This window comes from Cognatishimia sp. MH4019 (genome assembly GCF_020177595.1).
In the GTDB taxonomy this organism is placed as follows: Bacteria; Pseudomonadota; Alphaproteobacteria; order Rhodobacterales; family Rhodobacteraceae; genus JAHTBL01.
In genome coordinates this window covers 1-24,148 of sequence record NZ_JAHTBL010000013.1, presented here as the reverse complement: position 1 = coordinate 24,148, position 24,148 = coordinate 1, and the positions used below count along the sequence as shown (strand labels likewise).

Genomic DNA, 24,148 nt, shown 5'->3' with positions numbered 1-24,148 from the left:
GGTGAAATCTCCCGCCTTTTTTCTTATGTTTTAAGGGCAACTCCGCGAGGATGGCGATGGCGGTATTCGATCCATATCTGGCGGTTCGGCGCTTTGGCACCGGGCTGGCTGCTGACACCGCCGTGCCGGGCAACGCAGGCGCGCTTTTGACCGATTTGCAGCAGGCGGACGCGCTGGCTGCGCAGTTCGATATGCCGCGCTACACCGACTATCTGGATATCGAAGCGCAGGTGCGAGAGCTGCGGCGGGCGAAGCGTGAGACCGAAGAAGCGGCGGAAATCGCGCGCATCGACGAGGCGACCAAAACGCAGAAAAGCGCTGCGAGTGCGCTGCAAAGCAAGTCCGCAAAGGCACGGATCGCGCGCGCTGTTGGCGCGCCGATTGGGTTCCGGGATCGGCTGGAATGGTTTTGGGCGGATCACTTCACGGTGCGCGGGATTGGCGGTATCGCAGGCTCGGCCGTCAGCTCGTTTTCCAATGAAGCGATCCGGCCCAATCTGACCGCGCGTTTTGCGGATATGCTGCGCGCTGTTGTGGTGCAGCCGCTGATGTTGCGGTCGCTGGATCAGGACCGCTCTGCCGGGCCGCGCAGCCGGTTTGCCAAGCGTCGCGGTATGGGGCTGAACGAGAATTACGCCCGCGAGTTGATCGAGTTGCATACGCTGGGCGCGGGAGCGTCCTATACGCAAAAAGATGTGGTTGAACTGGCCCGTCTGCTGGCAGGGCTTGGGGTGCGGCATGGGGCGTTTCAATGGCAAGACGGTCGTGCTGAGCCCGGTGAAAAACATGTGCTAGGCAAGGTGTATGGCGGAAATGGGCAGGGTTTGGAGAATGTTTTCGCGGTTGTTGAAGACCTCGCGCGGCATCCCGATACAGCCCGCCATCTGGCGCGCAAGATGGCCGTGCATTTCGTCTCGGACGCGCCTGATCCGGGATTGGTGACGCATATGGCGGCGCGCTACCGTGCCGCGGATGGTGATTTGACCGCGCTTTATGCCGCGATGCTGGAGCATCCGGGCGCGTGGGAGCCGGTTGGCAATGTGAAATGGCCGTTAGAATATGTGATCTCAGGGATCAAGGCGCTGGGCGTCACGCCTGAGCAGATCATCGCACGGTCTCGGCGCGATATTCAGCGCGGGTTGATCGCGCCGACACGGCTGATGGGGCAGACTTATCAGCGCCCTGTTGGCCCTGATGGCTGGGCCGAAGACGATGCGGCCTGGATCACGCCGCAGGGCATCGCCGGACGCATTCAGTGGGCCATGGACGCACCGCACAAGATGCTGGATCGACTGCCCGACCCGCGCGCGTTTCTGGAGGTGGCTTTGGGGCCCAACCCGCCAGAGCCTGTACGTTTTGCGGCATTCAATGCAGAAAATGCGCGCGAGGGGGTCGGGCTGATCCTTGCGTCATCCGCGTTTCAAAGGCGGTGAAGGTATGATGGACAGACGTTTGTTTTTAAACGGAGTTCTGGGGTGCTCGCTGGCCGCCAGTCCGCTGGTGACACCGGTCACGCTGGCCTCGGCGCCGTGGGACACGCGGCTGGTGGTGATCTTGCTGCGCGGGGCGATGGACGGGTTGGACGCGGTGCAGCCCTATGGTGATCCCGACCTTGCAGGCCTGCGCCGGACGTTGATGACCGGCCCGGAGCATGGCGCACTTGATCTGGATGGGTTTTATGCGCTGCATCCGGGGTTTTCCGCGCTCAAACCGATGTGGGATGCGGGGGAGTTGGCGTTTGCCCATGCGGTCAGCACGCCTTACCGCGATGCGCGCAGCCATTTTGACGGGCAGGATTTGCTGGAGGCGGGCACGGGCATGGATGTGCCGCGCGCCGCGCGGACGACAGGGTGGTTGAACCGGTTCTTGCAGGACATGCCGGGGGTTCAGTTGAAAACAGCCTATGCGATCGGGGTTGATGACCTGACGATCTTGCGTGGCGGGCAAGAGGTGTCGCGTTGGTCGCCCGATGCGCGGTTGCGGCTGTCGACCCAGGCGCAGCGCTTGTTGGAGGTCGTTTACCATGACGATCCGCTGTTCCGCGACGCGGCGCTAGAGGCCATTACGATCACACAAGCCTTGCGAGATGCGCCAGAGATCGAGGCCGATGAGCCTGCGATGATGGCGGGTATGGCGCCGGCGGCTCGGGGCAATCCGGCGGCCCGTATGGCAGAATTTGCGGCAGAGCGGTTGCGCGAAGACACGCGGATCGCCGCGTTTTCGGTAAATGGCTGGGACACGCATGCGCGGCAGGCGGGGGCGATGCAACGCCGTCTGGGCGGGCTTGCCGACACGATCAGCATCCTGCGCGAGGATCTGGGCGCCGAGATTTGGGGCAAAACGGCTGTTCTGGCGATGACCGAATTTGGCCGCACGGCGCGCGAGAATGGCAGCAAAGGCACGGATCACGGCACGGCTGGCGCGATGATCATGGCCGGTGGTTCCATTCGTGGGGGGAAGGTCTACGGGACGTGGCCCGGCCTCAGCGATGCGGCGCTTTATGAGGGGCGTGATCTGATGCCGACCCGCGATGTGCGCGCCTATGCGGGGTGGGTTATGCGGGGGCTTTTCGGGCTGCAATCCAGCCGGATCGAGACCGCAATCTTCCCCGGGCTCGATCTGGAAGCGGACCCGGGCGTCATCTTGTAGCGCTTACGAGGTGATCTCTTTGACCAGTTCGCTGGGATCAATCGCGTCGATGTTTTCGGTCGTGCTTGAGGCGACCTCGCCGGTGCTGGTCCCGATGCTGATCGCAACGGCCACACCCAGGAACACAAGCCCCGCGCTGAGCACCATCCAGTCCACACTGGCGTTTCCGGCATCATCGGACGCGAATTTCTTTAAAAGCCGTTCCATACTCATTCTCCTCAAATCACTCCGCTTGGGCTTCTGCCGTGGCGGTCTTGAGGGCAATCTCGCGCTCAATTAAGGCGGATTTGCGGAAAATGCGGCGCTATTCAAAGACCGTTTCAGGGTGCAGGCGGGGCGAAGACGCTCTGGACAGCGCCTGCCGAGGCGTGCAGGGATCGCGCTATGAGCAACGCGACAGATACACGGCCCGTCGGAGCGATCTTGCCCAATTGGCGCGTGCCCGGCTTGCCGGGACCTGCGCAGATCAAAGGGCGCTATGTGCGGCTTGAGCAACTGGATCCTGCGGGACATGGCCCTGCGTTGTTTCGTGCTTTGGGCCGGGAAGAGGAGGTCTGGACCTATCTGCCGATGCCGCCTTTTCCCGACCAAAGCAGCCTTATTGCCCATCTCGAAGAGGTGACGGCAGACCCTGCCAAGCACGTGTTTTACGCGATCACGCCTGAGGGCGCGTCAGAGCCGCAGGGCTTCTTTTCCTATTATACGATCCAACCGCAGGGCGGCGCGATCGAATTGGGATATGTGGCGCTTGGGCCTGCCTTGCAGCGCACGCGCGCTGCAACAGAAGCCACGTTCCTGATGATGGATTGGGCGTTTGACGCAGGCTACCGGCGTTTTGAATGGAAATGCGATGCGCTGAATGCGCCTTCCCGTCGGGCCGCGACGCGCTTTGGCTTCACCTTCGAAGGGGTGTTCCGTCAGGCCACCGTGGTCAAAGGGCGCAACCGCGACACCGCGTGGTATTCGGTCATAGACAGCGAATGGCCAGCTCTGCACGCGGCCTTCACCCGCTGGCTCGCGCCCGACAATTTCGACGCTGCCGGTCAGCAAAGGCACGCACTTACCACGCGCTAGACAATTTCTTCGGTCAGCATGCGGTCCTGCACCAGTCCGCCAAGTTCAGCCATATTCGCGCCAACGGCCTGACCCAGCGCGCGTTTTGCGATCAGGCGGTCTGCGGCTTCTTTCAAAGCCCCATCCCCCGCGCTTGACGCGACCCCGGCCACGAACTGGCCGATGTAATCTGCCATCCCTGGATCAAGATCAGCTGAGAGAAGATCAGCCACATGGGCCATATCATCGCGATAGGAGATCGGGTCCGGTGTCACGCATTCGTCTGACAGAATGCGCGGTCCGACAGGACGCCGCTCGGCCGGAAGAAAGCTGAGGATGGTTTCCTGAAAATTGGCAAGGCTGGCAATGGGTTTCGGCAAAAAGCCGTCAGCGCCAGCGGCCATCGCGCGGGCTTCGGCGCCGTCATCACCGCTGGTGCCCAGCACCACGTCAACGCGAGGGGTTGCTTGGTTCAACTCGTCAATCAGATCAGCGCCCGAGCCATCGGGAAGCCCCAGATCAATGATCACGACGCTGGGCCGATAGACCTGCAAATGCCGCCGGGCCGAGCGCAGGCAATCGGCGCGCCGGATGCGCGCGCCAGAGCGCAGGCATAAAAGCCGCATCGCCTCGCAGGCGAAACGGCTGTCTTCCACGACAAGCACGGTGAGGCCCAGCAAGGGCCGCGCGGCGGTGGGGGGGCGGGAAAGCACGAAGCTGTCGATGTCGTCCATCAGATCCTCCTTGGGGCTGAGTCGCCTCTACTAAACGCGCTTATGCCTAACAGGGCGTTAACAGCGGCACCGCGTCCCCTTGTGCACAGCCCACCTGCGCCGCATAACCCGCCTCAACGCAGCTATAAGGAGCCTTGCCATGATTGGTCGCCTCAACCACGTCGCCATTGCCGTCCCCGATCTGGAGGCCGCCGCGAACCAGTATCGCGGCACGCTGGGCGCCAATGTCGGCGCGCCTCAGGACGAGCCTGATCACGGTGTCACGGTGATTTTCATCGAACTGCCCAACACCAAGATCGAATTGCTCTATCCGTTGGGTGAAAACAGCCCCATTGCCGGGTATCTTGAAAAGAACCCCGCAGGCGGCATCCACCACATCTGCTACGAGGTCGATGATATTCTTGTGGCCCGTGATAAGCTGAAAGCCGATGGCGCGCGTGTTCTCGGCTCTGGCGAGCCGAAGATCGGCGCCCATGGCAAACCGGTGCTGTTTCTGCATCCGAAAGACTTTAACGGCTGCCTTGTTGAGCTAGAACAAGTGTAACACGGATCGTCCGCTTTCGCTTTTTTGAAATATCCCCGCCGGAGGCTCCGGCGGTCAGCCATCTCACCCGAAAGGGGCCAATATGTCGATCACATCCGCCATCGTTCTGTTTGCCGTTATCTGGTTCATGGTGCTTTTTATCGTGCTGCCCTTGCGGCTGAAAACCCAAGGCGATGTGGGTGAAATCGTGCCCGGCACCCATGCAGGCGCGCCTGCGGATGCGCAGTTGGGCAAGCGGGTCAAAGTGACCACGATGATCGCGTTCCCGCTATGGGTCATCATCGCAGGCACGATCCTGTCGGGTGTGATTACAGTGCGCGATCTGGACTGGTTCGAGCGGATGTCGACGCCGGAAGTGAGTGGAACAAGTGAGTGAATGCGGCGGCCCCTAACACCGGCACCAGCACATTCACAATCGGGATCGAGAGCGGGATCGCCATAAGCCCGCCGGTCAGCCAGATACGGCCCAGATTGGCTTTGCGCATACGGTCTGCATCGGCTTTTGGCAGGCGACGGATGGCGACCATCTGAAAATATTCCCGGCCCAGCAAAAAGCCATTGAGGCCCCAGAAAATCAGCGGCGCAAAGGGTGTGAGGAAGAGATAAAACAGCAGTGCAATCAGGTTTGCGCCCACGATTACGCCCAAAAAGCGCAGCGTGTCCCCGATAATCTCGCCGATAGGCATTTTGCGTGCGGGCCCCAGGCCAGGATAATGTGTGTCTTCGACCGCTTGGGCCACGTCATCCAGGAAAATACCTGTCATGGCCGAGGCGACAGGCACCATCAGGAAAGCTGACATCAGGATCACGACGGGGACGGCTGTCCAGCTCAGCACATTGTCGATCCATGTGATCGTGCCGATCCAAGGCAAGGTGAAACTGTCGGGCACGATCCAACCGACGACCCACAAGAACACCGCCGAGATCGCGAAAAGCGTGACGATGGCCAGGCCGATGCCTTTGAGCAGGACGTTTCGGAACCGCGGGTCGCCCAACTGGCTCAGAGCTTTTAAGATTGAGGACATTATTCAGACACCCATTCTGTGATTTGGTCGAGATCAGGACGCGGACGGTCGGGCGGTGTATGCGGTGCGGTGCCGATGTGGATGATGCCGGCGATTTTCTCGGATGGGGTCAGGTTGAAGGCATCGCGGGCAAATTCCGGGTAATGCGAGGACCAGCCTGACAGCCAATTGGCCCCCCATCCGGCCGCAAGTGCCGCGTTGAGCAGCGCAAGGCAGACAGCCCCCGCCGAATAGACCTGCTCGATCTCGGGGATCTTGTCGGAAATCTTGGGAGAGGAGATCACGGCAACGGCCAAATGGCTTGATCCGTAATGCAGCATATTGCCAGCGATCTTGTCCTCTGGGATGCCGTGCTTTGCGCCCAAAGGGGGGATTAGGGCTGCGACGCGCTCGAGTGCGGCGCGTTCCAGAACGATAAAGCGCCAAGGCTCCAGCTTGCCGTGATCGGGGGTGCGTGCGGCGATGGTCAGAAGCTCTTTCAGTTCGGCGCGCGTTGGCACGGGCGTGCTCAGCGTTTTGCCGGGACGCGACCGGCGCGACTTGAGAAACTCGATGGCGGCGTCGTTTCGTTCGGGCGGGGATACGGACATGCGGTCTCGCTTTATGTTACGGCTATTTACATTTGGAAACGACGCGCGCCGCTTCAAGGGGTTGCTTCACATAAACGTGCGCGGCGATGGTTTCGCAAGGGGCAGGCGCGGCGTAGAGTGATCTTATGAAACGTCTTTTCCGTGGCCTGTTGCTGATCGCGCTGATGGTCCCGCTTTTTGCCTGCGCGGCACATCTGAGTTTTTCGGGGCGAGGGGTGGTCCCCGAAAAGTCCGACAACGCGTTGCGGGTCGCGACGCTGAATGTGCATTACATCGTCTTGTCGCGGGCTGACGGTGCGTGGTCTGTGGCTGATTGGGAGCGGCGCAAAGGGCCAATGGCTGCAGCCGTTTCCGCGATCGGGGCCGATGTGCTGGCTTTGCAGGAATCAGAGAGTTTTGGGGGCGGTTCCATGGCCACGCAAAACCTGACTTTGGATCACCTGCTGGCACAGAACCCGGCATTGCAGGCCGCAGCGGTCGGTGATCCGGTCAGGTTTCCGATCACACAACCGATCCTGTACCGGGCGGATCGGTTGGCGGTGGAAGATCAGGGCTGGTTCTTCTTCTCGGAAACGCCCGATCAAATCTATTCGCGCACATTCAACGGATCATGGCCCGCTTTCGCCTCATGGGCGCAGTTTCGCGATTTGCAGAGCGGAGCGATCTTCCGCGTTGTGAATGTGCATTTCGAGTATCGCAGCCGCTCCAACCGGCGCTTGTCGGCTGCTTTGGTGCGCGACCGGATCGCCCCTTGGATCAATGCGGGTGAAGAGGTGTTCGTGCTGGGCGATCTGAACGCCTTGCGCGGCTCAGCCACGCTTGGTCTGATCGAAGAGGCTGGTGTGCAATTCGTGCCGGTGCGCGGGGCGACCTATCACTTTAATCGCGGGATTAATCTGTTCGGGGCGATTGATCATCTGGGTCATACGGGCGGCATCACGCTGCAAGGCGATCCGGTCGTGCTGCGGCAACAGTTCGAAGGCGAATGGCCCACGGATCATTACCCGGTATTTGGAGATTTCACGCTGCGCTAAAGCGCCTCTGTCATCGCAGTGACCTGATCGGCCACGAAACGATCAAAGGCCGCGTCTGGCTGGCGAAGCATATAGGCATCGCCCCACGGGTCGGGCGCGTCGATAGTGCTGCCGGACATCTCTTGCAGAACGGCATGGCCGCAAAACGGCACATAAACCTCTGAATAGCCGCCTTCATGGGCCATCATCAGGCGGCCCTCGCAAATGTCATCGGCCAAGGCCATGACTTGGCGGGTCATGGTGCGGAAGGTCTCGACCGTGGCCATCATCCGGCCCAGCGGGTCCACGGGGGCGGCATCAAAGCCGCAGGCGATGACGATGATATCGGGCGCATGGGCGCGGATAGTGGGCAGGACGAGCCGCTCCATCACGTCGAGATAGGCCACATGCCCCGCGCCGGGAGGGAGCGGAATGTTGAGATTGGTCCCGTCGCCTTTCCCCGCACCGCGGTCGGCAAAGGCGCCCGTTTCGATCGGGTAATTGCGGTCCTGATGGATCGAGATGGTCAGGATGTCGGGGCGGTCATAGAAGATCTCTTCGGTGCCGTTGCCGTGATGCACGTCCCAATCAAGGACGGCGACTTTCAGATCAGGGCGCGTGGCTTTTGCGGCCTCGATGGCGATGGCGAGATTGGCCATCAGGCAGAAGCCCATGGGAAAGTCGGGGCGGCAATGGTGTCCGGGCGGACGCGAGAGCGCGTAGGCGTTTTTGTGGGTGCCGTTCAGCACGTTTTCCAGCGCAGTGACGGCAAGGCCTGCGGATTGCGCGGCCAGTTCATAGCCGCCTTGGGCGAAGGGGGTGCGCTGACCCAGCTCACCGCCGCCCGCATCAGACATTACTTTGAATTCAGTGAGATAGCTTTGCGGATGGACCCGGAGCAGGTCTTCGGTAGGGGCTTCCGGTGCGCTGTGAACGCTCAGATCGTTGATGAGCCCGGTGACGTCGAGCAGGTTCTTCAGCCTGCGCTTGGTTTCGGGATTTTCGGGGAGCGCGCCTGCGGCCAACGGCTGGACATGGCCACCGATGGGCAGGGTGAAGGCGTAGTTGCCACCCGCGTGCCAGAAGCACCGCTCGCTCCAGTAGAAACCTGTGGTCATGATGGGCTCCGTTTGATGTTGGATGGACCGTGGGGGACCGGGAAAGTCAGGTCAAACAATTGGTCCGGGGCGGGGTCGCATGTGCCTAACGCACAATCTCTTCCAGCGGGTCGTATTGCGGTTTGAAATCGGTAAACGCCAGATCAAACAGCCGGTCGGGCTTGAAGCGGATCGTCTCCATATCGTCTGCGGTAAACCAGCCGCGTTCGGTCACGATATCCTCGGGGTCGCGCCAGCTGGGATCGAACCTGGGGTCATTGACCGTGCAGCGAAAGAACACCTCCACCTGATGAAAGCCGTTGGCGGGGTCGTGAAATTCGTTCACCAGACACATCGTGCCAACCGTCACATGCAATCCGGTCTCCTCGTGGATTTCGCGTGCAGCCGTTTCGGGTAGGGACGTGCCCGGATCCTGCCCGCCGCCGGGCGCGCACCACAGATCACTTTGACCGTCCGGATAAGCGTTTACCAATAGGAGACGATTTTCGTGCAGCACGATGCCACGAGCTGCAATTCGGGGAGATTTGAGTCGTATCATCGCGCCACTTTGACTTGCGACGTAGGGTCGAACAAGGGCTTGGGGCTTTGCGCAGCGCCGTAATGCACTTATTTATAAAATATGAAATGGATCGCTGTCTTTTTCTTCGCGCTGATGCCGCTGCCCGCCTTGGCGGACTGCGTCGTGTTGCTGCATGGGTTGGCCCGGTCAGACGCGTCTTTCATCGTGATGAATAACGCGTTGCGCGAGGCTGGCTACCGCACGGTGGTGCCCGATTACCCTTCAACTGAGAAAGAGATCGAAACCCTCACGGTAGAGACGTTGCCGCGCGCGGTTTCACAATGCGAGGGCGACAGGGTGCATTTCGTCACCCATTCGATGGGCGGCATCCTTGTGCGGTATTGGTTGCGGGACAACCAGCCCGAGAACATGGGGCGCGTCGTCATGTTGGCCCCGCCCAACCAAGGCTCGCAACTGGTTGACGAGTTCGCAGATATTCCTGCCTTCGAATGGCTGAACGGACCTGCAGGTCTGGCCTTGGGAACGGGTGAGGACAGTGTGCCGAACCAGTTGGGCCGGGCGCGCTATGAGCTGGGTGTGATCGCGGGCGATGTGTCCTTGAACCCGGTCTATTCCGCGATGATTGACGGGCCGGATGATGGGAAAGTGTCGGTCAGTTCGACCAGGGTTGAGGGGATGGACGACCATATCGTATTGCCGGTGACGCATACATTTTTGATGAACAACCCAATGGTGATCGCGCAAACCAAGACGTTCCTTGAGCGCGGCGCGTTTGACCATGACATGACGCTGGTGGAGAGCTTTCAAAAAGTGTTCAACGGCCCTCAAGAGCCCGCCACCGAGTAACGCGCGTCAGCTGACCCTGTTCACATGACCCATTTTGCGGCCTGGCTTCGTCTCGGCCTTGCCATAAAGGTGTAGTGCGGCGTTTCCGGCACTCAGCAGGTCGGGCAAACGGTCCATATCCTCGCCGATCAGGTTTTCCATCACCACATCCGCATAGCGCTGCCCGTCGCCCAAGGGCAGACCGGTGATGGCACGGATATGCTGCTCAAATTGGTCGATGACGCAGCCGTTTTGCGTCCAATGGCCGGAGTTGTGCACCCGCGGCGCGATTTCGTTCACGATCAGGCCTTGGGGCGTGACGAACAGCTCAAGCCCCATGACCCCCACATAATCCAGCGCATTGAGGATTTGCGCGGCCATCAGCACAGCGTCGGTGCGTTGCGACGCGCTGAGCCGCGCTGGCACGGTTGTGGTGCGCAGGATGCCGTCTTTGTGGATGTTCTCACCGGGGTCGAAGCAGGACACCTGACCATCGGCGTTGCGCGCGGCGATGACCGAGACCTCATGCGAGAAGTCGATAAAGCCTTCCAGCACGCAAGGGGCGTCGTTCATCTGCGCGTAAGCCGCGCCCGTGTCGCCGTCTTTCAGGCGCAGCTGGCCCTTGCCGTCATAGCCAAAGCGGCGCGTCTTGAGGATTGAGGGCGTGCCAAGCTCAGCGAGGGCGGCGTCCAGATCGGCGGCGCTTTCGACATTGGCATAGGGTGCTGTTTTCAGGCCAAGTCCGGTCAGGAAATCCTTTTCGGTGATCCTGTCTTGGGATGTGGCCAAAGCACGGCGGTTGGGTTGTATAGGCGCCAGCGCTTCGAGCGTGTCGAGCGCGGATGTGGGAATGTTTTCAAACTCGTAGGTGATGACATCAACCGCTTTGCCGAAGGCGGTGAGGGCTGCTGTATCCTCGTAAGAGGCGGTCGTGAGTGCGTGCACCACATCGGCTGCGGGGGCTGTGTCAGGTTCGAAAATGTGGGTTCTGTAGCCCAGACGTGCTGCAGCGACCGACAGCATCCGGCCCAACTGACCCCCGCCCAGAATGCCAATTGTCGCGCCAAGGGGCAGGCTAGTCATCGGCGGGCTCATCGGGGATAGAGGCCGAAAGGGCATCACGCCAAGCGTCAAGGCGCTGGGCAAGGGCAGGATCGGAGGTGGCTAGAATGCCGGCGGCCATGAGGCCTGCATTGGCCGCCCCGGCGGTGCCGATGGCCATGGTGGCCACGGGGAAACCCTTGGGCATCTGAACAATGGAATACAGGCTATCCACACCGGACAGCGCCTTGGTCTGCACAGGGACACCGACAACGGGGATACGGGTTTTCGAGGCCATCATTCCGGGCAAATGCGCGGCCCCGCCTGCGCCTGCAATAATCACTTTCAGACCGCGTTCGGCGGCGGTTTTGCCGTAACTCCACAATCTGTCGGGGGTGCGATGTGCCGAGACGATTTTGCTCTCATAGGTCACGCCAAGCTCATCCAGAATGTCGGCGGCGGCTTTCATGGTTGGCCAGTCAGACTGGCTGCCCATGATGATGCCAACGGTGGTCTCTGCCATGAAGCGATCCTTCAAAATGAGCGCATCCTGTAGCCGCCCATAGGGATTTAGGCAATGATATCCGGCGTCAACTGGTCCTCAATCATCGCGATGCGGTCCTTAAGCGACAGTTTTTGCTTTTTCAGGCGTTTGAGCGTCAGCATATCCGCCGTGCCCTTCTCTTGAAGCGCGTGGATCGCGTCATCGAGATCACGGTGCTCGCGGCGCAAAACCTCTAGTTTTACGCGCATCACATCTTCTGGCTGCATCTCGGGCGAGGCGTTCATGGTGATCCATCTTCTGAAAGAAGCCCTAACATAAGGGATTTGCTGCGTTTCGCAAAGGTCTTGGTCTTGCAGATTGTCTCTCTCACGCCCATATTTCGTATGTTGGTCGCCAAAAAGGGGCCATGCCCACACTGTCGCTACCGAATAGGACGTGTTGATGACAAAACTGACTTTAAGTACGCACCCCTTCCTTTTGGGGTTCGATGAGCTGGAACGGCTGGTGGAACGCACTGCCAAATCTGGCAATGATGGCTACCCGCCCTATAATATTGAACAGACATCCGAGACGTCTTTTCGCATCACGCTGGCTGTGGCCGGTTTTGCGGAAGAGGATTTGTCGATCACTTTGGAAGACCGCCAACTGGTCGTTCGCGGTCGGCAAAGCGACGACACCCAAGGCCGCGTGTTCTTGCATCGCGGCATCGCGGCGCGTCAATTTCAGCGCGCCTTTGTCCTGGCCGAAGGCGTCGAGATTGCCGAGGCGAGCATGGAAAACGGGCTCTTGCATGTGGATCTGAACCGATCCGTGCCGGAAAGCGTGGTCCACCAGATCAAGATTAAAAAGGGGTAAGAGCCATGAACAGCAAATATGAGTTCCCCAAAGGCGAGACAAATATCGTCTATGTCAAAGCCGTTGCCCTCGAAGACCTGCCAGATGACGTGCAGGAAGAGGTGGGAGAAGAAGCCCAGCTTTACGCAGTGCACAAAGATGATGGTGAGCAGTTGGCGCTGGTCGCCGGCCGAGAACTGGCCTTCAGCTTGGCCCGCCAGAACGATCTTGTTCCAGTGACGGTGCATTAGGCACCCGTCGGATTTGGATATTTAGAAAAAGCGAAAACGGCGCGGACAATTTGAGTTAAACTGTCCGCGCCTGTTTCATCTTTGTCTAAATACTCTTGCCGAAGGCTGGCGCTTAACCGGCCACAAGACCCATCTGTTCGAGTTTCAGCAGAACCTGATGGGCGCAATTATCCACATCGACATTCTCTGTCTCGACGCTGAGTTCCGGATTTTCCGGCACATCGTAAGGGTCCGAGATGCCAGTGAATTCCTTGATCTTGCCTTCGCGCGCAAGTTTGTAGAGGCCTTTGCGGTCGCGGCGCTCGCATTCCTCGATCGAAGTGGCGACATGCACTTCGATGAACGCGCCGAACTGCTCGATATCCTCGCGGACAGCGCGGCGGGTCGTGGCATAGGGTGCGATGGGGGCGCAGATCGCGATGCCGCCGTTCTTGGTGATTTCCGAGGCGACATAACCGATGCGGCGGATGTTCAGGTCGCGGTGTTCCTTGCTGAACCCAAGCTCGGAACTGAGGTTCTTACGCACGATATCGCCGTCGAGCAGCGTCACCGGACGCCCGCCCATCTCCATCAGCTTGACCATCAGCGCATTGGCGATGGTGGATTTGCCAGAGCCGGAAAAGCCGGTGAAAAACACGGTGAAGCCTTGTTGAGCACGTGGGGGGCGGGTGCGGCGCAACTCGGATACCACCGCGGGGAAGGAGAACCATTCCGGGATCTCAAGCCCTTCGGATAGACGACGGCGTAGTTCGGTGCCGGAGATGTTCAGCACTGTCACGCCCTCTTCGATCTCGTCGGCGGGTTCGTATTGGGCGCGGTCCTGCACATAAACCATGTGCTTAAAGTCGACCATTTCGATGCCCATTTCCTCTTGATGTTCTTTGAAGAGGTCTTGCGCATCGTAGGGGCCGTAAAAATCTTCTCCTGCGGAGTTTTTGCCGGGGCCAGCGTGATCGCGGCCTACGATAAAATGCGTGCAGCCGTGGTTTTTGCGGATCAGGCCGTGCCAGACGGCTTCGCGCGGGCCAGCCATGCGCATGGCGAGGTTGAGCAGGCTCATAGACGTGGTCGCTTGTGGATACTGATCCAGCACGGCCTCGTAGCAGCGCACGCGGGTGAAGTGGTCGATATCGCCGGGCTTCGTCATGCCGACAACCGGGTGGATCAGCAGGTTGGCCTGCGCCTCTTTCGCGGCGCGGAAAGTCAGTTCCTGATGCGCGCGGTGCAGCGGGTTGCGGGTCTGGAAGGCCACGACGCGGCGCCAGCCCAGCTTGCGGAAATAGGCGCGCAGCTCGTTGGGCGTGTCGCGGCGGGCGCGGAAATCGTAATGCACGGGCTGTTGGATGCCGGTGATCGGGCCACCCAGATAGACCTTGCCCGCGGTGTTGTGCAGGTAGTTTACCGCTGGATGGGCGCTGTCATCCGCACCGAACACTTTTTCGGCCTCGTGAGATTTGTTGGGCACCCAATTGTCGGTGATCGTCATTGTCGCAAGGATGACGCCTTCCTGATCGCGTAGCGCGATGTCCTGACCGTCTTCCAGCGATGCGGCGAAATCTTCGGAGACATCCAGCGTGATCGGCATCGGCCAGAGCGTACCATCGGCCAGACGCATCGTGTCGACGACGCTGTTATAGTCCTCTTCGCCCAGGAACCCTTTAAGCGGGTTGAAGCCACCATTCATCAGCAATTCAAGGTCGCAGATTTGGCGCGGGGTCAGGTCCCAGCTGACCAGATCGGCGGCCTCGACCTTCATTTTCTGGGCGCTCTCGTAAGAGACATACAGCTCGGGGATCGGGGTCAGGTTGGGCACCATCATGGTAAAGGCTCTTCTTTTAAAACTTGAATGCGCGGGGTCAGACCCGCCTCGCGCGCGGTCCTAGACCTTGATTATGGCTAAAGTCTAGCGGACGGCACAGATTCTATAGAAAAAGAGGCTCAAATGACGCAAAAACGCCGCCCCGAAGGAGCGGCGTTTCGAAAATCCGGAAAAGGCAGGCAGATTAGCCTTTCTTCATCATCGCATCCTTTTTCGTCATGGCGTCGTCTTTCATCATCTCGCCTTCCTTCATCATCTTGTCCTCTTTCATCATGGAGGCATCTTTATCCATTTCAGAGTGGGTCTCGCAGGCAGCAAGACCGCCGACAAGAGCGAGCAGAGCGGTGGTTTTTAGCAGTGTATTCATAGGACTGTCCCTGTTAGTGGCCGGACCAATTTCCGGTTCGGCCACTCAGGCATAGTGCTATGTCATGTGACAATTCACAGACCCGCGATTCACGCAGTGGTGTTCACACGTGATCGCTATTCGGCGGCTTGGGAAGGCGCTTCGGCTTCCATCTCTGCAATGAACCGTTCGGCCTCCAATGCGGCCATGCAGCCCATGCCTGCACTTGTCACGGCCTGACGGTATTCATGGTCTGTCAGATCGCCAGCGGCAAACACGCCGGGGATCGACGTGGCCGTGCTGTCGGCTTTGGTGACCACATAACCGCCCATATGCGTCTCAAGTTGGTCTTTGACCAGTTCAGAGGCCGGCGCGTGCCCGATGGCGACGAAGAAACCTTTGCACGGCACCTCGGTGATCTCGCCGGTTTTGACATGCTTGAGGCGCACGGCTTCTACGCCCAAAGGCGCTTCGGAGCCGGTGACCTCTTCGACGGTGTGGTCCCAGATTACTTCGATCTTGGGGTTCTTCATGAGACGGTCGATCAAGATCTTCTCGGCCCGCAGGCTGTCGCGGCGATGCACCAGCGTCACCTTGGAGGCGAAGTTGGTCAGGAACAGAGCTTCTTCGACCGCGGTATTGCCGCCGCCGATCACAACGACTTCGGCGCCGCGATAGAAGAACCCGTCGCAGGTCGCGCAGGCCGAGACGCCGAAGCCTTTGAATTTCTCCTCAGAGGGCAGTCCAAGCCACTTGGCTTGCGCGCCTGTCGCAAGGATCATCGCGTCGGCGGTGTAGGTCGTGCCGCTATCAGCTACGGCCACAAAGGGGCGGACATTCAAATCAACCGAGTTGATGTGGTCGCTGATAATCTCGGTCCCCATTTCGCGGGCGTGATTTTCCATGCGCACCATCAGGTCAGGTCCCATGACAGAGGCGTCGCCGGGCCAGTTTTCCACGTCCGTGGTGATGGTCAGCTGACCGCCCGGCTGGATGCCTTGGATCAGCACAGGGTTCAGCATCGCGCGGCTGGCGTAGACGGCGGCCGTGTAGCCCGCCGGGCCTGAGCCGATGATCAGAACTTTGACATGCCGTGTGTCGCCCATAGTGGAACCCTCTGGAATCTGTGTGCCCGTCGGATATAGACCCTCGGGCAGGCCGTTGAAAGAGGCATCCCACTGCCTGCATATCGGGCATTCGCAAAAAGAATAGAATAATTATCTTGCGCGGTCTTGAAAGATTGTTGCGCAGGTCAGAGCTTCTGGGTAAGGTTCAGCGGGAACACGAGGGAATTATGGCCGGATCAAAACTAGACCCGATCGACCGCCAGATTTTGGCGGAACTACAGGCAGATGGGCGCATGACCAATGTGGAATTGGCCAAGCGCGTTGGCATTTCGGCACCGCCGTGCTTGCGCCGGGTGCGCACGCTGGAAGAGGCAGGCTATATTCGGGGCTATCATGCGGAGGTTGATCCGCGCGAACTGGGCTTTGAAGTGCAGGTTTTCGCCATGGTCGGGCTGCAAAGTCAGGCCGAAAGCGATCTGAGCGCTTTTGAAGAACGCTGCCGCAATTGGCCGCTGGTGCGCGAGTGCCATATGCTGAACGGCGAGGTCGATTTCATCCTGAAATGCGTGGCACCTGATCTGAGCACGTTCCAGACCTTCCTGACGTCGGATCTGCTGACGGCGCCGAATGTGGCCAGCGTGAAAACCTCGCTTGTCATTCGCGGCGCCAAGGATGAACCCGGTGTGCCATTCGAGGTGATGGAAGAACGGTTGAGCCGGTCTGCGTAATCCCCGATGGTGGGGGAAACCCTAACGGAGATGGCGCATGGCTCGAACAATCCTGATTACTGGTGGTGCACGCGGGCTTGGCGGGGCGTTGGTTCAAGAGTTTGCGACCGATCATGACGTGGCATTGGTATGGAACAGTTCGCCCCCCACTGACATGCCAGATGGCGTCTTGGCGATCCAAGGCGATTTGACCGAACCGGGGTGTTGCGCGGATGTGATCGCGCAAGTGATGGATCGGTTTGGGCGTCTCGACGTGATCGTGAACAATGCGGGTATCGTCGAGATGAGCCCGAAGGATGTCTTTGATGGCCCTGCGCAACGGGCGATTCTGGATGTGAACTTGCTGGCACCGGGCGATCTTCTGGCAGCAGCGCTGCCGCACCTGAAAGAAGGAGCGTCGGTCGTGAATATCTCGTCCGTGAATGCGGTTTTGCCTCCGGCGGGGGCGTCGATTTACGGGGCCAGTAAAGCCGCGCTGAACCTCTGGACCAAGGCCATGGCGAAAGAACTTGGCCCTCAGGGTATTCGGGTAAATGCCGTCGCGCCCGGTGCGTTTGAGGTGGCGGATAAACCGCGCCCGGATGAGTTGATCAAGGCCTTTGTCGGCATGACCGCGCTGGGCCGGCTTGGGACGGCGGAAGACATAACCCCTGTCGTGCGCTTTCTGGCAAGCGACGCAGCGCGGTTTGTCACTGGAGAGGTGATCACCGCGTCGGGCGGCTACCGGCTTTAGGCGGCGTTGACGCTGGCGATGTCGTCCTCGGACAAACGTGGGTGCGCCATCGGGCCGAAATCCTCAAGACTGCGTGTTCCGGGATACATCGACAGATAGAGCGACAGCATATCCTGGCTGAGCTGGCTTTTGATGTGCAGGCCGGGGTGGTGGGTTTCAACCTCAACCCCGTTGACCAGCATCGTGTCATGGATCGGCACCAGCACCTGAAAGAGTTTCACCGGGCTGACAGGACGAATTTCAAGAATCGCATCGCCATCCACAAGGCCTGCAGCAGGCGTCAGGCAGGCGGACGTGCCGTACATGTCGCGGAACGCGGGCATCTGGTGGAGCAAGCGCGCGGCAGGTCCCAGTACCAGATCGGGCATCGGGCGGTTCAGCCCAAGGCTGTCAGCAGCGATGCGGGTCAGCGGGCGTTGGGCGGGATGCGCATCCGAGGGGGCAGGGCGCACCGTCATCGCACCCACCCATTGCACGATCTGTGGGCCAACCTGCGACGTCAGGATCATGTCACCGGGCAGGATGTCCTCGATTGCACGCGGACCGTCCGGCGTTGCCAGAAGCGCGCCTCGCGCGATGGCGGCAAAGCTGTCTTCAAAGGGCAGCGATGCGGGGGCCAGACGACCCATATCGACAAGAGATCCAGAGGCGTCCAAGGCGGTCATCTCATATTTACGCAGCAGAGGCCGGCTGCGTTGAGATGAACCGTTTGGTCGAACATATCCACCAGAGGCCAAGGTGGAAGAGGGTGTCACCGCGAGGCCAGCGGCGACAGAGGAGGGGCGGTTCATGCGTTCTACCTTATGGCTTTCACGCTGTCGGCCCCACCGACAACAGCGAACATCCGTTGCTTGAACCCAATTGGCCGCATTCCTGCCTTATTGTCAAAAATTTCTTTCTATTGCAGTAGGTTGGAGCACTAATCCAAATCTGCCGGGCCTTTTTGTTTCCGTTTCGCAGACGGAACTGCCACAATTTCAGCCATATTCACAGCAAGCGTATCGAATCGTCCGGCGCGGGTAAGGAGTGCACCATGACAGAGCATAAAGCCTCGTGTTTATGTGGCGCGGTGCAGGTGCATGTGACGGGCGATCTGCCTGAAGCTGTCGCCTGTCACTGCACGATTTGCCGCAAACATACCGGGCATTTCGAGGCATCCGTAGACCTGCCGCGCGACAGGGTGACGATTGATGGGGCCGAGCATATCACCTGGTTTCAAAGCTCCGCCAAAGTGCGCCGCGGATTTTGCGGAACGTGCGGGTCGTCGCTGTTCTTCGACCCGCCTCATCTGGATTGGATCGGCGTCTCCCTGGGCGCGTTTGATGGCCCGACGGGGACGAAACTGGTCAAGCATATCTTCGTCGCGGACAAGGGCGACTATTATGACATCGCGGATGGGCTGCCGCAGGACATGGCTCCGCCGGAGAGCTAGGGCACAGGCAGGACATTATGAGCAAGACCATCCTCATCAGCGGCGGCTCGCGCGGGATCGGGCGCGCAACCGCTGTGCTGGCCTCCGAGGCGGGCTGGCAGGTGGCCTTCACCTACAGTACAGACGCGGCGGCGGCCAAGAAAACGGTGGCAGAGATCGAGGCCGCAGGCGCGAAAGCCTTGGCTGTTCAGGGCGATGCAACGGCAGAGGCCGATGTGTTGCGCGCGTTTGACGCCACGCTGGAGACGTTTGGCAGGCTTGACGCGGTCGTGGTCAATGCCGGCATCGTGGGGCCTGCTTTACCGCTGGCCGAGATGCCCCTCGACCGGCTGCAAAAGATGTTTGATACCAATATTCTGGGTGCGTTTCTGTTTGCCCGCGAGGCAGCCCGGCGCTTGCCGGATGCCGCGGATGGGGGCGCGATTGTATTTGTGTCCTCGGCTGCGGCGCGGCTCGGCTCTCCGTTCGAGTATGTGGATTATGCGGCAAGCAAAGGCGCGATCGACACGCTGACGCTTGGGCTCTCCAAGGAACTGGCGGGCCAAAATATCCGCGTGAATGGTGTGCGCCCGGGGCTGATTGAGACAGAGATTCACGCAAGTGGCGGTCAGCCCGACCGCGCACAACGGCTAGGGCAAAATGTGCCGATGCGGCGTCCCGGCTCAGCACAAGAGGTCGCGCGGTCGATCCTGTGGCTTTGCAGCGATGACGCCTCGTATTGCACGGGTGCGCTTCTGGATGTGGCAGGCGGGCGCTGAGCGGGCCCACGCAAAAAAAAGCCGCCATCCCGGTTGGGATTGGCGGCGAGATGTCAGGCGCGCAGGGAGGTGCCACGCCTTGGGGAAAATTGTCTTTAGGCGGTGACGCGCTTCGCGGTCTGCGTTGCTTTACGCTTGGCGATGAAGGCCATGCGGGTCGTGCCGCGTTCCCACGGCATTTTGGTTTTTACCTTGGCCGCGTCCTGAATCGTTTTCGTGATCCATTTCTTTTCGGTCTTCATCTTCTGATGCCTTTCCGGTCTGCCACTGTCTTAGTGTCTTGAGATTGCGGCTTGGTTAATCGCTGTGTTGAAGCCGGTATGACGGGGCAATCGGGCGAGGTTTTGGCGAAAAGCGAAAAACTTTAGATAATTTTGTGGTGTATTGTGGCGGATGCCGAAACAATGAGATCCTTGGAAACAAAGGGTTTGCAGCAAAATCCTGCGCGCGCCTTGTGCCAGATCCGCCCCAGTGCTGCCTTATTCGCGTGTCGCTACAGCCGGATGGTCGAGATGAGCCGCCCGTAATCGGCTTCTTTGGCATGGGTGCTGCGGCGATAGGAAAAGAAACGTTCCGGATCGGAATAGGTGCAATGGCGCGTCCATTCTGCCGTGCCGACGCCCGCCTCGCGCAGACGATGCAGTCCGAAGGCTGGCAGATCAAACTGCATTCGGTCGCCGTCGCCGCCTGCAAAGAAGCGGGCATATTCGGGGTCGTGGTCCAGAAACATCTCGAAGAATTCCGGGCCGACCTCGTAGGCGCGCTGACTGATCGACGGGCCTATGACGGCGGTGATGTCCGCGCGGGCGGCCCCTTGGGCTTCCATCGCATCAACCGTGGCTTCCAGCACCCCGTCGAGCGCGCCTTTCCAGCCCGCATGGGCCGCGCCGATCACGCCTGCATTCGGGTCGGCAAAGAGCACAGGCTGACAGTCAGCGGTCAGAATACCCAGCGCGACGCCGGGTGTCTTGCTGACCATCGCGTCAGCGGGTGGGGTCTGTCCGTTGATCGGCCCTTCAACGGCGACGACATCGGGCGAATGCACCTGATAGACCGACACAAGTTGATCGGGGGTCACCTCCATCGCTTGGGCCACGCGGGTGCGGTTGATCTTGACGATGTCGTGCTGATCGGAGGAACCGTAGCCGCAGTTGAGCCCGGCAAAGACGCCCGATGACGCGCCGCCTTTGCGGGTGAAAAACCCGTGGGTCACATCGCCAAGGCTGTCAGAGGTCAGAATTTCGAGCGTCATGGTTCCAGTCCGGCGGGGGGTGGCTGCCCGGTCGGATACAGCCCCAGCACTTTGAACAAGGTTCCCATTTCTGACGGATGGGTCAAGCGGCGATGTGCGCCGATATGGCTGTCCAGCGCTGCGCCGCTCAGGTTTTGTGCAAGCGCTTGGGCGCGGGCAGTGATGCCGAGCCGCTCCAGCCAGACGCCTTGCGGGGTGAGGCGGGTGTGGGCGCAGGGGGCGGCCTGCGCCAGCGCCTCGAAATCCACATGGGCGGTGAGGTCTGCATGGCCGGGGTTGGCCAGCGGATCCGTAGGCGCGTGATCCGCCATTGCCTGAAGCGTATCGCCGAGCGAGCGCCAGTCACCATAGTCGATGATCAGGGCCGCGCCCCCATGCTGGGTAATGCGTGTGCCGATTTCGGACAGAAGCGTCGCGGCGGCGGGGCTAACCTCTACCAGATCGCCGTCTTTCGTGTCTTCAAGGCGGTGGGCCAGCGCGTCTTGCGGGGTGGGGTCGGTGAGCCCGAAACTCAGCGTATCATCCTGCACCCCGACGCGCTTCTCGCGCCAGCCTGCGCCGTCGCGTTGGAATTGGCGAATGGGCAGGGCGTCGAAGAATTCGTTCGCGATCAGGTAGAGCGGTTGGTCGGGCAGGTCTGCGAGAGTGTCGATATGGCGAGCCTGCGGGACGGTGTCCAATTGCTGAATACGCAAGGTGGGGGAGGCCTCAAGCAGCACAATCTCGGCAGCGTCATGAAAACCGGGCACCGCTTTGGTTGCGCGCAACGCATCGGCCATCAACGTGCCGCGCCCCGGTCCAAGCTCGGCCAGCGTAAAGCGATCCGGCGCGCCTTGATCCAGCCAGCTCTGCGCGAGGGCGAGGCCCACCAACTCGCCAAACATCTGGGAAATCTCAGGCGCGGTGATGAAGTCGCCATCCGCGCCGAAAGCCTGCCGCGTGGTGTAATAACCGTGGGTGGGGTGGAGCAGGCAGGTCGTCATGAACTCCGCGACGCTCATCGGGCCATTCGCGCGAATCTGGGCAATCAGTTCGGCCTTCAACGCCGTCATGTGTCTGCCTTACGGCCCCGCGCCCAGAGCATCAGCACCACGCCTACGGCAATCATCGGGATCGACAGAAGCTGGCCCATGGACAGGCCGAACTCGCCCAAGCGCACGACATAACCGAAGGGGTTTTCCATCGTGATGTATTGCGCGTCGGCTTGGCGGAAAAGCTCAACGAAAAAGCGCGCGGCGCCATAGCCCGCGAAGAAAAGCCCGGTCAGAAGGCCCGGCTTTTTCAGCGCACCGCGCCGATAGGCCAGATAGAGCAAGACCCCGCCCAAAAGCGCGCCTTCCAGCAGCGCCTCATAGAGCTGGGAGGGGTGGCGGGCGCACAGCCCCACGACATCGGGGCAATCTTGGGCCGCGGCGCCGGGAAAGATCACGCCCCAAGGCAGATCGGTGGGGCGGCCCCACAGCTCGGCATTGATGAAATTGGCGATCCGACCCAGAAAGATCGCGGGCGGCGTGGCGATGGCCAGCGCATCGGCGAGGTTCCAAAGCGGAATTTTGTGCTTCCAACAAAACCACGCGATCACCGCGACGACGCCCAGAAAACCGCCATGGAAGGCCATGCCGCCTTGCCAGATCATCGGGATCTCAAGCGGGTTCTGAAGGTAATAGCCCGGCTGGTAGAACAGCACGAACCCCAGCCGTCCGCCGATGATGACGCCCAAAATGACCCAGGTGAGCAGATCGTCGATTTGTTCGCGGGTCATTAGCGGTGTGTCCCGACCCCAGATTGCCGGGCGCGCGCAGGCGTGGATGACGATGCGCCAACCGATCAGGATGCCCACGATGTAGGCCAGCGCATACCAGCGCAGGGCAAACTCGAAACCACCGATGGAGATCGAGAATATTTCAGGCGAAAGGTTCGGGAAGGGGATCGCTGCCAACATGGGCGCGATGTGTTCAGCCCCCTGCGGCGAAGTCAACCTTGAGAATGCAGCCCAACAGGCCCATATAGATCACAACTTGAAACAAAGGTGGCGACATGCAGACCCGCAATAAAATCATGGACGATATCTCGCAGTTGATGACTAACGCCATGGGCGTGGCGCAAGGCGCGAAGGACGAGGCGGAAACCGCGATGAAATCGCTGGTGGACCGTTGGCTGGCGGATCGCGACTTCGTCACCCGCGAAGAGTTCGACGCAGTGCGCGCCATGGCGCAGAAAGCGCGCGAAGAGAACGCCTCGCTCATGGCGCGGATCGAAGCTCTGGAAGCGAAAAAGAAGTAAGATCACTGGTTATGTTGGTAGAAAGGCGCTCGGTAGGGCGCCTTTTGCCGTTTTAATGCGCTTGGTTTGGTGGGCGTGTGGGGTTGCGGGACTTTTCTGCCGTTTGCCTTATCGAGACGGATGACTGCTCTAGAGCTTCTGTCCCGGAAGCTTCAGAGATTGGAGAACCCAGCTTGCGAGTTGCTCTTTGTCGAGAGCCTCATCCTCGTGGATGTCCAGATACCTAGTACCTTCTACCTTGGATGCTTTCGGCGGTACGGGATCGAGCGACGACCCGGTCACAAAGGTGATCTGGACGTAGTTTTTGTAGCAATACATCGCCAGAAACCAGCCGTCCTCTTTGCCATAAAACGGCGTGTTCCAACGAACCTGTTTGCGCACCTCGGGGAAGACTTTTTCGACGGTCGCGTCGATCTCTTTGCCGAGCGTGCCTTTCCAGCCGAGCATGGCCGAGATGTACGCTTGCACGGCTTCGTCGCCGTCGCCCTTCGGAATATAGGGGTTCGTGCTGGAGGAATGCGTGGGTTTCTTCTTGTCTGTCATTAGATGAGTTTACCACAAGATTTGTTGAAAGCCGACCTTCGCTGTCTCGCCGCATTTGGTGGATATGGGCTGATTTTGTTGAGAAACTCTTTGTTGATCGAGGGCTAATTGGCTGATTCACTTCCGTCATTGAGCGGGAGGGCTTGCGATGATGGGACCTAGGCAGGAAGCGCAGGCGGCGTTGTTTTACAAGTTTTCGCTGGAGGATCATGTCCCGCAAGATCATCTGCTGCGGTCGATTGATCGTCATCTCGATCTGAGCAGCATCCGGGGACATCTGGCAGATTTCTACAGCCACACTGGCCGTCCGTCGGTTGATCCGGAACTGATGATCCGCATGCTCATCGTGGGTTATTGTTTTGGCATCCGCTCTGAGCGTCGGCTTTGCGAGGAAGTTCACTTGAACCTGGCGTATCGCTGGTTCTGTCGCCTAGATCTGACCGACCGTATCCCGGATCATTCTAGCTTCTCCAAAAACCGTCATG

At 60.0% G+C, this 24,148-nt stretch carries 33 protein-coding genes; 15 read left to right on the top strand and 18 right to left on the bottom strand.

What is annotated here, in order from left to right; genetic code table 11:
• The first annotated feature begins 56 nt into the window (after positions 1–56).
• Together KUW67_RS17305 and KUW67_RS17300 are read left to right on the top strand one after the other, a co-directional pair.
• On the top strand, positions 57–1,433 hold the full coding sequence (locus KUW67_RS17305) for a DUF1800 family protein (protein WP_224826590.1): 1,377 nt from the start codon (positions 57–59) through the stop codon (positions 1,431–1,433).
• A gap of 7 nt (positions 1,434–1,440) precedes the next feature.
• Positions 1,441–2,649 (top strand): DUF1501 domain-containing protein, encoded by a 1,209-nt coding sequence (locus KUW67_RS17300; RefSeq protein ID WP_224826619.1) that lies wholly within the window; start codon positions 1,441–1,443, stop codon positions 2,647–2,649.
• 3 nt (positions 2,650–2,652) lie between these two features.
• Here the strand turns inward: KUW67_RS17300 and KUW67_RS17295 are convergent, their stop codons facing one another.
• Positions 2,653–2,856: a hypothetical protein gene (locus KUW67_RS17295; RefSeq protein ID WP_224826589.1), complete on the bottom strand. Its 204-nt coding sequence runs from the start codon at positions 2,854–2,856 to the stop codon at positions 2,653–2,655.
• A 177-nt stretch (positions 2,857–3,033) separates the two neighbouring features.
• On the opposite strand from KUW67_RS17295, the gene KUW67_RS17290 reads away from it, so the two are divergent.
• Positions 3,034–3,723: a GNAT family N-acetyltransferase gene (locus KUW67_RS17290; protein ID WP_224826588.1), complete on the top strand. Its 690-nt coding sequence runs from the start codon at positions 3,034–3,036 to the stop codon at positions 3,721–3,723.
• Here KUW67_RS17290 and KUW67_RS17285 read toward each other — a convergent pair.
• A complete protein-coding gene (locus KUW67_RS17285) occupies positions 3,720–4,436 on the bottom strand; it encodes a response regulator (protein WP_224826587.1) in 717 nt (238 codons plus the stop codon). The two genes, KUW67_RS17290 and KUW67_RS17285, sit on opposite strands and share 4 nt — an antisense overlap.
• Before the next feature lie 139 nt (positions 4,437–4,575).
• Between KUW67_RS17285 and mce the strand changes: the two genes are divergently transcribed.
• Positions 4,576–4,980, top strand: a complete 405-nt coding sequence (gene mce / locus KUW67_RS17280) for a methylmalonyl-CoA epimerase (protein WP_224826586.1) — start codon at positions 4,576–4,578, stop codon at positions 4,978–4,980.
• 82 nt (positions 4,981–5,062) lie between these two features.
• Positions 5,063–5,356, top strand: a complete 294-nt coding sequence (locus KUW67_RS17275) for a DUF1467 family protein (RefSeq protein WP_224826585.1) — start codon at positions 5,063–5,065, stop codon at positions 5,354–5,356.
• Here the strand turns inward: KUW67_RS17275 and KUW67_RS17270 are convergent.
• Both KUW67_RS17270 and KUW67_RS17265 read right to left on the bottom strand, forming a co-directional pair.
• A complete protein-coding gene (locus KUW67_RS17270; RefSeq protein WP_224826584.1) occupies positions 5,289–6,005 on the bottom strand; it encodes an EI24 domain-containing protein in 717 nt (238 codons plus the stop codon). The two genes, KUW67_RS17275 and KUW67_RS17270, sit on opposite strands and share 68 nt — an antisense overlap.
• Positions 6,005–6,595 (bottom strand): nitroreductase family protein, encoded by a 591-nt coding sequence (locus KUW67_RS17265; RefSeq protein WP_224826583.1) that lies wholly within the window; start codon positions 6,593–6,595, stop codon positions 6,005–6,007. Before KUW67_RS17265 ends, KUW67_RS17270 begins: the two co-directional genes overlap by 1 nt.
• Positions 6,596–6,720: 125 nt before the next feature.
• Between KUW67_RS17265 and KUW67_RS17260 the strand changes: the two genes are divergently transcribed.
• Positions 6,721–7,629 (top strand): endonuclease/exonuclease/phosphatase family protein, encoded by a 909-nt coding sequence (locus KUW67_RS17260; protein WP_224826582.1) that lies wholly within the window; start codon positions 6,721–6,723, stop codon positions 7,627–7,629.
• Here KUW67_RS17260 and KUW67_RS17255 read toward each other — a convergent pair.
• Together KUW67_RS17255 and KUW67_RS17250 are read right to left on the bottom strand one after the other, a co-directional pair.
• Positions 7,626–8,726 (bottom strand): class II histone deacetylase, encoded by a 1,101-nt coding sequence (locus KUW67_RS17255; protein ID WP_224826581.1) that lies wholly within the window; start codon positions 8,724–8,726, stop codon positions 7,626–7,628. The genes KUW67_RS17260 and KUW67_RS17255 overlap by 4 nt on opposite strands.
• An 85-nt stretch (positions 8,727–8,811) precedes the next feature.
• Positions 8,812–9,264 carry an NUDIX hydrolase gene (locus tag KUW67_RS17250; protein ID WP_224826580.1) on the bottom strand — a complete coding sequence of 151 codons (453 nt, stop codon included), beginning with the start codon at positions 9,262–9,264 and terminating at the stop codon, positions 8,812–8,814.
• An 81-nt stretch (positions 9,265–9,345) separates the two neighbouring features.
• On the opposite strand from KUW67_RS17250, the gene KUW67_RS17245 reads away from it, so the two are divergent.
• Positions 9,346–10,092 carry a triacylglycerol lipase gene (locus KUW67_RS17245; protein ID WP_224826579.1) on the top strand — a complete coding sequence of 249 codons (747 nt, stop codon included), beginning with the start codon at positions 9,346–9,348 and terminating at the stop codon, positions 10,090–10,092.
• Positions 10,093–10,098: 6 nt separating this feature from the next.
• Here KUW67_RS17245 and KUW67_RS17240 read toward each other — a convergent pair whose 3' ends face one another.
• The 3 genes from KUW67_RS17240 to KUW67_RS17230 are packed head-to-tail and all read right to left on the bottom strand — an operon-like array spanning position 10,099 to position 11,901.
• A complete protein-coding gene (locus KUW67_RS17240; RefSeq protein WP_224826578.1) occupies positions 10,099–11,154 on the bottom strand; it encodes a 5-(carboxyamino)imidazole ribonucleotide synthase in 1,056 nt (351 codons plus the stop codon).
• Positions 11,147–11,635: a 5-(carboxyamino)imidazole ribonucleotide mutase gene (purE, locus tag KUW67_RS17235; protein ID WP_224826577.1), complete on the bottom strand. Its 489-nt coding sequence runs from the start codon at positions 11,633–11,635 to the stop codon at positions 11,147–11,149. Before purE ends, KUW67_RS17240 begins: the two co-directional genes overlap by 8 nt.
• Before the next feature lie 47 nt (positions 11,636–11,682).
• On the bottom strand, positions 11,683–11,901 hold the full coding sequence (locus tag KUW67_RS17230; protein WP_224826576.1) for a YdcH family protein: 219 nt from the start codon (positions 11,899–11,901) through the stop codon (positions 11,683–11,685).
• Positions 11,902–12,058: 157 nt separating this feature from the next.
• Between KUW67_RS17230 and KUW67_RS17225 the strand changes: the two genes are divergently transcribed.
• Both KUW67_RS17225 and KUW67_RS17220 read left to right on the top strand, forming a co-directional pair.
• Positions 12,059–12,472: an Hsp20 family protein gene (locus KUW67_RS17225; RefSeq protein ID WP_224826575.1), complete on the top strand. Its 414-nt coding sequence runs from the start codon at positions 12,059–12,061 to the stop codon at positions 12,470–12,472.
• Positions 12,473–12,477: 5 nt separating this feature from the next.
• On the top strand, positions 12,478–12,702 hold the full coding sequence (locus tag KUW67_RS17220) for a DUF1150 family protein (protein WP_224826574.1): 225 nt from the start codon (positions 12,478–12,480) through the stop codon (positions 12,700–12,702).
• 112 nt (positions 12,703–12,814) lie between these two features.
• Here KUW67_RS17220 and KUW67_RS17215 read toward each other — a convergent pair whose 3' ends face one another.
• The 3 genes from KUW67_RS17215 to trxB form a co-directional block, all read right to left on the bottom strand.
• The gene (locus KUW67_RS17215) at positions 12,815–14,521 is read right to left on the bottom strand and encodes a bifunctional sulfate adenylyltransferase/adenylylsulfate kinase (RefSeq protein ID WP_224826573.1); all 1,707 of its coding nucleotides are present in this window, start codon (positions 14,519–14,521) and stop codon (positions 12,815–12,817) included.
• 184 nt (positions 14,522–14,705) lie between these two features.
• Positions 14,706–14,888 (bottom strand): hypothetical protein, encoded by a 183-nt coding sequence (locus KUW67_RS17210; protein ID WP_224826572.1) that lies wholly within the window; start codon positions 14,886–14,888, stop codon positions 14,706–14,708.
• Positions 14,889–15,004: 116 nt separating this feature from the next.
• The gene (gene trxB, locus KUW67_RS17205; RefSeq protein ID WP_224826571.1) at positions 15,005–15,973 is read right to left on the bottom strand and encodes a thioredoxin-disulfide reductase; all 969 of its coding nucleotides are present in this window, start codon (positions 15,971–15,973) and stop codon (positions 15,005–15,007) included.
• Positions 15,974–16,161: 188 nt separating this feature from the next.
• On the opposite strand from trxB, the gene KUW67_RS17200 reads away from it, so the two are divergent.
• Both KUW67_RS17200 and KUW67_RS17195 read left to right on the top strand, forming a co-directional pair.
• On the top strand, positions 16,162–16,662 hold the full coding sequence (locus tag KUW67_RS17200) for an Lrp/AsnC family transcriptional regulator (RefSeq protein ID WP_224826570.1): 501 nt from the start codon (positions 16,162–16,164) through the stop codon (positions 16,660–16,662).
• A gap of 37 nt (positions 16,663–16,699) precedes the next feature.
• The gene (locus KUW67_RS17195; RefSeq protein WP_224826569.1) at positions 16,700–17,395 is read left to right on the top strand and encodes an SDR family NAD(P)-dependent oxidoreductase; all 696 of its coding nucleotides are present in this window, start codon (positions 16,700–16,702) and stop codon (positions 17,393–17,395) included.
• Here the strand turns inward: KUW67_RS17195 and KUW67_RS17190 are convergent.
• Positions 17,392–18,186 carry a Hint domain-containing protein gene (locus KUW67_RS17190; RefSeq protein ID WP_224826568.1) on the bottom strand — a complete coding sequence of 265 codons (795 nt, stop codon included), beginning with the start codon at positions 18,184–18,186 and terminating at the stop codon, positions 17,392–17,394. The two genes, KUW67_RS17195 and KUW67_RS17190, sit on opposite strands and share 4 nt — an antisense overlap.
• 242 nt (positions 18,187–18,428) lie before the next feature.
• Here KUW67_RS17190 and KUW67_RS17185 point away from each other — a divergent pair, with 242 nt between their 5' ends.
• Both KUW67_RS17185 and KUW67_RS17180 read left to right on the top strand, forming a co-directional pair.
• Positions 18,429–18,827, top strand: coding sequence for a GFA family protein (locus tag KUW67_RS17185; protein WP_224826567.1), 399 nt, complete (start codon positions 18,429–18,431; stop codon positions 18,825–18,827).
• 17 nt (positions 18,828–18,844) lie between these two features.
• Positions 18,845–19,585: an SDR family oxidoreductase gene (locus KUW67_RS17180; RefSeq protein WP_224826566.1), complete on the top strand. Its 741-nt coding sequence runs from the start codon at positions 18,845–18,847 to the stop codon at positions 19,583–19,585.
• A 95-nt stretch (positions 19,586–19,680) separates the two neighbouring features.
• On the opposite strand, the gene KUW67_RS17175 is transcribed toward KUW67_RS17180, so the two are convergent.
• From KUW67_RS17175 to lgt, 4 genes are all read right to left on the bottom strand, one after another.
• Entirely contained in the window at positions 19,681–19,827 is a 147-nt protein-coding gene (locus KUW67_RS17175) for a hypothetical protein (RefSeq protein ID WP_224826565.1), read from the bottom strand.
• 251 nt (positions 19,828–20,078) lie between these two features.
• Complete coding sequence (gene pgeF / locus KUW67_RS17170) at positions 20,079–20,837, bottom strand: peptidoglycan editing factor PgeF (RefSeq protein ID WP_224826564.1); 759 nt, start codon at positions 20,835–20,837, stop codon at positions 20,079–20,081.
• Positions 20,834–21,889 (bottom strand): class I SAM-dependent methyltransferase, encoded by a 1,056-nt coding sequence (locus tag KUW67_RS17165; RefSeq protein WP_224826563.1) that lies wholly within the window; start codon positions 21,887–21,889, stop codon positions 20,834–20,836. The genes pgeF and KUW67_RS17165 overlap by 4 nt, the downstream gene beginning before the upstream one ends.
• Positions 21,886–22,779 carry a prolipoprotein diacylglyceryl transferase gene (gene lgt, locus KUW67_RS17160; protein ID WP_224826562.1) on the bottom strand — a complete coding sequence of 298 codons (894 nt, stop codon included), beginning with the start codon at positions 22,777–22,779 and terminating at the stop codon, positions 21,886–21,888. The genes KUW67_RS17165 and lgt overlap by 4 nt, the downstream gene beginning before the upstream one ends.
• A gap of 95 nt (positions 22,780–22,874) precedes the next feature.
• Here lgt and KUW67_RS17155 point away from each other — a divergent pair, with 95 nt between their 5' ends.
• The gene (locus tag KUW67_RS17155; protein ID WP_224826561.1) at positions 22,875–23,120 is read left to right on the top strand and encodes an accessory factor UbiK family protein; all 246 of its coding nucleotides are present in this window, start codon (positions 22,875–22,877) and stop codon (positions 23,118–23,120) included.
• 129 nt (positions 23,121–23,249) lie between these two features.
• Here the strand turns inward: KUW67_RS17155 and KUW67_RS17150 are convergent, their stop codons facing one another.
• Positions 23,250–23,663, bottom strand: a complete 414-nt coding sequence (locus tag KUW67_RS17150; RefSeq protein ID WP_224826560.1) for a DUF1801 domain-containing protein — start codon at positions 23,661–23,663, stop codon at positions 23,250–23,252.
• A gap of 148 nt (positions 23,664–23,811) precedes the next feature.
• Between KUW67_RS17150 and KUW67_RS17145 the strand changes: the two genes are divergently transcribed.
• On the top strand, positions 23,812–24,148 hold a 337-nt coding region (locus tag KUW67_RS17145), incomplete at its 3' end, for a transposase (protein WP_224826559.1).